Origin of the sequence: Actinoplanes sp. NPDC049118 (genome assembly GCF_040648555.1) — a bacterium.
In the GTDB taxonomy this organism is placed as follows: Bacteria; Actinomycetota; Actinomycetes; order Mycobacteriales; family Micromonosporaceae; genus Actinoplanes.
This window is the reverse complement of sequence record NZ_JBEZDY010000005.1, coordinates 180,750-187,753: the sequence shown is the minus strand read 5'-3', so window position 1 is coordinate 187,753 and position 7,004 is coordinate 180,750. Positions and strand designations below refer to the sequence as shown.

The 7,004-nt window shown below is 72.6% G+C and carries 6 protein-coding genes; 3 read left to right on the top strand and 3 right to left on the bottom strand.

What is annotated here, in order from left to right:
• The first annotated feature begins 970 nt into the window (after positions 1-970).
• Complete coding sequence (locus tag AB0B58_RS09885; RefSeq protein ID WP_360220478.1) at positions 971-1,717, top strand: class I SAM-dependent methyltransferase; 747 nt, start codon at positions 971-973, stop codon at positions 1,715-1,717.
• On the opposite strand, the gene AB0B58_RS09880 is transcribed toward AB0B58_RS09885, so the two are convergent.
• Positions 1,718-2,014: a co-chaperone GroES gene (locus AB0B58_RS09880; protein WP_184998545.1), complete on the bottom strand. Its 297-nt coding sequence runs from the start codon at positions 2,012-2,014 to the stop codon at positions 1,718-1,720.
• Between the two features lie 104 nt (positions 2,015-2,118).
• Between AB0B58_RS09880 and AB0B58_RS09875 the strand changes: the two genes are divergently transcribed.
• The gene (locus tag AB0B58_RS09875; RefSeq protein ID WP_360220475.1) at positions 2,119-3,408 is read left to right on the top strand and encodes an AI-2E family transporter; all 1,290 of its coding nucleotides are present in this window, start codon (positions 2,119-2,121) and stop codon (positions 3,406-3,408) included.
• 16 nt (positions 3,409-3,424) lie between these two features.
• Here AB0B58_RS09875 and AB0B58_RS09870 read toward each other — a convergent pair whose 3' ends face one another.
• Positions 3,425-5,494 carry an ATP-dependent DNA helicase gene (locus tag AB0B58_RS09870; RefSeq protein WP_360220472.1) on the bottom strand — a complete coding sequence of 690 codons (2,070 nt, stop codon included), beginning with the start codon at positions 5,492-5,494 and terminating at the stop codon, positions 3,425-3,427.
• 20 nt (positions 5,495-5,514) lie between these two features.
• Between AB0B58_RS09870 and AB0B58_RS09865 the strand changes: the two genes are divergently transcribed.
• The gene (locus AB0B58_RS09865; protein WP_360220469.1) at positions 5,515-6,021 is read left to right on the top strand and encodes a DUF402 domain-containing protein; all 507 of its coding nucleotides are present in this window, start codon (positions 5,515-5,517) and stop codon (positions 6,019-6,021) included.
• Here AB0B58_RS09865 and sigJ read toward each other — a convergent pair.
• Positions 6,004-6,930 (bottom strand): RNA polymerase sigma factor SigJ, encoded by a 927-nt coding sequence (gene sigJ, locus AB0B58_RS09860; protein ID WP_360220466.1) that lies wholly within the window; start codon positions 6,928-6,930, stop codon positions 6,004-6,006. The two genes, AB0B58_RS09865 and sigJ, sit on opposite strands and share 18 nt — an antisense overlap.
• Positions 6,931-7,004 lie beyond the last annotated feature (74 nt).

The window sequence follows — 7,004 nt, the reverse complement described above, 5'->3', positions numbered from 1 at the left end:
GCCTGGTTACGGTGCTCAGCCTGGTTACGGTGCTCAGCCTGGTTACGGTGCTCAGCCTGGTTACGGTGCTCAGCCTGGTTACGGTGCTCAGCCTGGTTACGGTGCTCAGCCTGGTTACGGTGCTCAGCCTGGTTACGGTGCTCAGCCTGGCTACGGTGCTCAGCCCGGTTACGGTGCTCAGCCCGGTTACGGTGCTCCCGGGCAGAGGCAGCCTGGCGACGCAGTCCCGACCGCTGGCCAGCCGGGCTACGGCGCTGGCGGTTACGGCCAGCCGGGTTACGGCCAGCCGGGTTACGGCCAGCCGGGTTACGGCCAGCCGGGTTACGGCCAGCCGGGTTACGGCCAGCCGGGTTATGGCGTACCGAATCCGGACACCTCCGGCTACGGCCACGGTGAGAGTCCCGGTCCCGGCTACGGCGTACCGGCCACCGGTCACATCCGGCCCGGCTTCGCACACGGCCAGGCGCCCGGCGACAGCCCGGCGTCCGGCGCCGGAACCCCCGGACCCGGCCGGCCGGCCGGTGACGCCCTCCCGGCCTCCGGCGATCCGACCGCCGGGTGGGGCCCGGCCGCCGGCCACAACTACGGCGGGACCCGGGCCGCCGGGGACGCGCCGATCCGGCCCGCCGCTCCCGGCGAAGCGTGGGTCGACTACACCCGCGAGGGGTACGACGCCGCGAACCGGCCCGAGCCCGAGCCCGACTACCGCCGGCAGAGCCCCGGCGAGCAGCGGACGACCGATCCCGGCACCGCCGACGGGGCGCCGCGCGGAGACTGACGCGACGTCCGCTGTGGACGTACCGGAAAATCGGTTTGGCGGGGGTGTCGGGGGGGTTTAGCCTGACGGCTCCGAGTGCCCGTCCGAACAGCGAAGTGGGTTGATGCGTGATGCCGCGGTCGAGTGTGCCGGTCCGGACCGACCGGCCTCAGGCGTCCCCACTTCGATCTTCGGACTTCAGGAGCACCTGCAGTGGACCTTCCGCGTCAGCACACCATCCGCGAGGGCGATCTTCGGATCTGTAACCCGTTCACGCCCGAGAAGCTCGCCACCCTCGGCGAGGTCATCAAGCTCCGCGCCGGCGACACCCTGCTCGACCTCGCCAGCGGCCGCGGCGAAATGCTCTGCACGTGGGCCCGCGACCACGGCGTCTCCGGCACCGGCGTGGACATCAGCACCGTCGCCACGGACCGGGCGCGGCGCCGCGCCGCCGAACTGGGCGTCGCCGACCGGGTCGAGTTCCGGCACGGCGACGCCGGGGAGTACGTCGCCGACACGCCGGTCGACGTCGCCGCCTGCATCGGGGCGACCTGGATCGGCGACGGGGTGCCCGGCACCCTCGCCCTGCTCGAGCGCAGCCTGCGCCCGGGCGGCATGCTGCTCGTCGGCGAGCCGTTCTGGCGGCGTGAGCCGCCGAGCCGGGAGGCCGTCGAGGCCTGCCACGCGCAGAGCCGGGACGACTGGCGGGACCTGCCCGGTCTCGTCAGCCTGTTCCGGGAGTCGGGCTGGGACCTGGTCGAGATGATCCTGGCCGACCAGGACAGCTGGGACCGGTACGCGGCCGCTCACTGGCTCAACATCCGCCGGTGGCTCGACGCCAACCCGGACGACGAACTCGCGCCCGCGTTCCGGGCCGAGCTGGTCCGCGATCCGCTCGACTACGTGCGCTACCGGCGCGAATACCTCGGCTGGGGGGTGTTCGCGCTGCTCCGGTCGTAGCTACAGGTACAGGCCGGTCCCGTCCGCCTCGACGCGGGTCGCCGCAACGGCGTGCACGTCGCGTTCGCGCAACAGCACGTACTCCTTGCCGTGCAGCTCCACCTCGGCGCGGTCCTCCGGGTCGAACAGCACCCGGTCGCCCAGGACGATCGAGCGCACGTTCGGCCCTACGCCGACGGCCTTGGCCCAGGAGAGGCGGCGGCCCAGCGAGGCGGTGGCGGGGATGACGATGCCGGCGCTGGAGCGGCGTTCGCCGTCGCCCCCGTCGAGCCGGACGAGGACACGGTCGTGCAACATCCGGATCGGCAGCCCGGCCTCGGTGCGGGTGTCGGTGCTCACGAGAGGACGGTACGCCCGCACCTGACGTGCGGATGAGCCGGTCTCGACTACGGTGGGACGGCGTGACGACGGACGAGGGGGTCGGCGGGTTGAGCCGCTTGCAACGGGTCCGGGAGAATCTACTCCGGGCGTACGAGACGGGCCGCGATTCCGTGCGCACGGCACGCGTCGGCAACGACCGCGCGCCGGACGATCAAGAGGTCGAGTTCCAGATTCCTCCGCCGGAACCGCCGATCGGCGACCAGTCGACCGCGAGCCGCGACGACGCGGAGGTGCCGCACTCGCTGCGGATCGCGGCGGCGTGGTCGTGGCGGCTCATCGTTGTCGGTGTCCTCGGCTGGGTGCTGCTCCGGTTCATCGGCATCATCAGCATCGTCGTGATCCCACTGGCCATCGCGCTGCTGCTGTCCGCGCTGCTGGCGCCGGCGGTGAGCTGGCTGCGGCGCTTCCGGCTGCCGCCGTCCTTCGCGACGTTCCTGGTGCTGATCTGCGGCATCGCGGCGGTGGCGGGAACCCTGACGCTGGTGGTCAACCAGTTCGTCGCCGGGGCGCCGGAGCTGACCGACAAGGCGGGCAACGGCGTCCGGCAGATCCAGGACTGGGCCAAAACGGGGCCGCTGCACCTGTCGAACGACCAGGTCGAACAGGGTATCGACTCGGCGCAGGAGTGGATCAACTCGAACACGTCGTCGCTGACGGCCACCGGGCTCGCGACCGCGACGACGCTGTTCGAGGTGCTGACCGGGGCGCTGCTGGTGCTGTTCGCGACGTTCTTCTTCCTGCGCGACGGCCGGAAGATCTGGCGTTTCCTCGTCCGGCTGTTCCCGGTCAACGCGCGGTGGAGCCTGTCGGATGCCGGCGACGCGTCGTGGTCGACGCTCGGGTCCTATGTGCGGGCGACCGTGCTGGTGGCGTTCATCGACGCGACCGGCATCGGGCTGGCGCTGGTGATCCTGGACGTCCCGTTCGCGTTCCCGCTGGCGGCGCTGGTGTTCCTGGGCGCGTTCATCCCGATCGTGGGTGCGAGCATCTCGGGCGCCGTCGCGGTGCTGGTCGCGCTGGTGGACGAGGGGTGGGTCATCGCGCTGATAGTGCTGGGCGCGGTGATCCTGGTTCAGCAGCTCGAGGGCCACATCCTGCAGCCGTTGATCATGGGACGGGCGGTCGCCATCCATCCGCTCGTCGTGATCATCGGCATCGCCTCCGGGGTGGTGCTCGCGGGGATCGTGGGTGCGCTGATCGCCGTGCCGCTGATCGCCGTCCTGAACACGGGTGTCCGGCGGCTGGCCCGGCGGCGGCCCGAGGTGCCGCCGGACGCCGTCGTGGTCACCGCGGAGGAGCAGCCGGCCTGAGCTCCCGGCCCGGTGGTCAGGACTTCGCCAGGCGCTGGAGGGCGCCGAGCGCCACCTCCGGCCTGGTCGTGTACCAGAACGGGGGCAGGGACTGGCGTAGGAAGGCGCCGTAGCCGCGTGCCGTCTCCAGGCGGGAGTCCAGGACCGCCACCACGCCCTTGTCGCCGGTGGAGCGGATCAGCCGGCCGACTCCCTGCGCCAGCCGGACCGCCGCGATGGGGACGCTCACGGAGGCGAAGCCCGAGCCGCCGCCGGCGTCCACCGCGGCCGCACGCGCCGCCGCCAGGGGCTCGTCCGGGCGGGGGAACGGCAGGCGGTCGATCACGACCAGCTGGCAGGCGTCGCCCGGCACGTCCACGCCCTGCCAGAGGGACATCACGCCGAACAGGCAGCTCTCCTTCTGCTCCCGGAACTTGCGGACCAGGATCGGGAGGGACTCCTCGCCCTGCAGCAGCACCGGGAGGTCGGTGCGGGCCCGGAGCAGCTCCGCCGCCTGGGTCGCGGCGCGCCGGGACGAGAACAGGCCGAGGGTGCGGCCGCCGAGCGCCGCCACCAGCTTGAGCAGCTCCTCGCCGGCCGCGTCCGGCAGGCCGGACGCCGCCGGCCGCGGCAGGTGGGCGGCCACGTAGAGGATGCCCTGGCGGGGGTAGTCGAACGGCGAGCCGACGTCCAGGGAGCTCCAGCCGTCGCCCGAGGCCGCCGCGGCCGCGGCGCCGCCGGCCGCCGCCGTCCGGGCGGCCGGGACCGGCGCGGCCGTCGGCAGGCCGAGGGATCTGGCCACGGTGTCGAAGCGGCCGCCCAGCGTCAGCGTCGCCGAGGTGGCGACCACCGTGCGCTCGTCGTAGAGGTTGGTGGCCAGCGTGCCCGCCACCGACAGCGGCGCCACCACCAGCGCCCGGGGGCCGTTGCCCAGGTCGGACTTCTCCACCCAGGCCACGTCGAACTCCGACTCCTCCAGCAGGCGCTGTGCCGTCGTCGAGAGGTCGTCGAGGGTGGCTTTCGCCTGCTGCTTGCGCACCGGATCGGGGTCGTCGTTCTTGACGTCGCCGATCGCGTCCAGCGCCGCGCGGGTGGCCGAATCGATCAGCAGGACCGCCTGGTGCAGCAGCGGGGGCAGGCCGGTGGTCAGCCGGCCGGCCGGGATGTCGCCGAGGCCGACCGTCAGCGAGTCGGCCGCCTCCGCGAGGGACTCCGCCGCGGCCGGTGAGACCAGGGGACGGGCCCGTTTCGAGGCCCGCTCGACCGCTTCGGGGGTCAGCTCCGCCTGTGCCGCCGAGGACACCCGGTCGGCCAGCTCGTGGGCCTCGTCCACGATCAGCAGCTTGTGCGGGGGCACGATGTTGCGCTCCGCCAGCATGTCGACCGCGAGGAGGCTGTGGTTGGTCACCACGATGTCCGCCTCCCGGGCACGGACCCGGGACGCCTCGGCGAAGCACTCGGCGCCGTAGGGGCAGCGCGCCGCGCCCACGCAGTCGCGGGCGGGCATCGAGACCTGGCGCCAGGCCGTCTCGTCCACGCCGGGGTCCAGCTCGTCGCGGTCACCGGTCGTGGTCTTCTCCGACCACTGCCGGACGCGGAGGATCTGCTTTCCCAGCCGGCCCGCCTCGCCCAGCCACTGGGTCGCCTTCGGCGGCGCGTCGTCGAAGAGGGTGTCGGTCGGGCCCTCCTCGTCGGCGTGCTCGAGCTTGGCCGCGCAGAGGTAGTGGTGTCTGCCCTTGAGGACCGCGAACGTCGGCCGGCGGCCCAGCAGCGGCTCCACCGCGTCCGCCAGGCGGGGCAGGTCGTGCTCCACCAGCTGGTTCTGCAGGGCCAGCGTCGCCGTCGAGACCACCACCGGACCGTCGACAAGCAGGGCCGGCGTCAGATAGGCCAGTGATTTGCCGGTGCCGGTGCCGGCCTGCACCAACAGGTGCTCGCGCTGCTTCACCGCCCGCTCGATGGCCGAGGCCATCTCCTCCTGCCCCGGGCGGGACGCCCCGCCGGGCACCGCGCCGACGGCGGCGGCGAGAAGCTGGGTCGCGGTTGCCTTCTTGCGGGTCGCGGCGGTCACGTCGGAGACCGTACCCGCCACCACCGACGAAACCATGTCACCGTTAGTGTCTTGTCATGCCGAGCGAGATGGTCCGGGTCGTCTACACGAAGTACGACGGCACCGCTCACCGGGACTATCCCGCGCGCCGGCTCAACGAGGACGACCTGGGAGTCTGGGTCGGTGTGACGCGCGGCACGGTCTCCGTATACCACGGTCAGCCTTCCGTGGAGCAGATTCCGTTCGTTCTGCTCATCCCGCACCACGCCTGGTGGACCGGCATGTTCAACCCGCCGCCGCGCACCAGCGAGGTCTACTGCGACGTCGCCACCCCGGCGCGCTGGGAGGGCGACACCGTGCACATCGTCGACCTCGACCTCGACGTCTCGCGCCGGCGGGACTCCGGGCTCATCGAGCTGCGCGACGAGGACGAGTTCGAGGAGCACCGGGTCGCGTTCGGCTACACCGACGAGGTCGTCGCCGAGGCGCACGCCGCCGCCCGGCGTCTGTTCGTCGCGCTGGGCGACGGCTCCGAGCCGTTCGCCTCCGCGTACCGGAAATGGCTGTCAGCGGTCGTCGACTGATCCCAGCTTGGCGGGGTTGAGCTGGTTGTAGAGGGCCGTGATGCGGCCGTCCGCGACCGCGACGGCCAGCACCGAGAGCAGCCGGCGCCCGTCGGCGTAGGCGCCGCGGACCAGCACGCCCGCGTCGCCGTTCACCAGGACCGGCTCCAGCGTGACGTCGCGGGTGTCCCTGGCGAGGCGGCCGATGATTCCCGCGTAGAAGCGGGCCACCCGGTCCGGGCCGATCACCGGCCGGCGGCCCGCGCTGACCACGCCGCCGCCGTCGCCGATCGCCACGACCTCGGGCGCGAGCACGGCCGCGAGGGCGGACAGGTCGCCGGAGGACGCAGCCGTCAGGAAGGCCTCCAGGACCGCCCGCTGCTCGGTAACGTCCGCGGTGTGCCGGGACCGCCCCTCGGCCACTGCGCGGCGGCCCCGGGAGGCGTGCTGGCGTGCCGCGCCGGCCGTGGTGTTGAGCACCGCGGCGACCTCGTCGAACGGCATCGCGAACGCGTCGTGCAGCACCACCGCGACCCGCTGCTCCGGCGTCAGGCGCTCCAGCACGACGAGCAGCGCCAGGCTCACCTCCGTGCGCTGTGCGACCTTCTCGGCCGGGTCGTCCAGGAACGACACGACCGGCTCCGGCAGCCACGGGCCCGGGTACGCCTCGCGGCGGACCCGGGCCGACCTGAGCACGTCCAGGCAGAGGCGCCCGGTGATCGTGGTCAGCCAGGCCCGCAGGTCCTGGATCCCGCCGCCGCTGCGGGCGGCGTGGTAGCGCAGCCAGGCCTCCTGCACGACGTCCTCGGCCTCGGCGCGACTGCCCAGCATCCGGTATGCGACGGCGAGCAGCCGGGTGCGTTCGGCTTCGAACGGGTCGGACGGCATGAAGGAATTCTGCGCCAGATTGCCCTGTAACAGGTGTCTCATGTGACACAGTGGTAGCGCTATAAGACCATTTAGTCCTATTTCACGTTCTCGGGGCGGGGGCAGGCTATGACGAA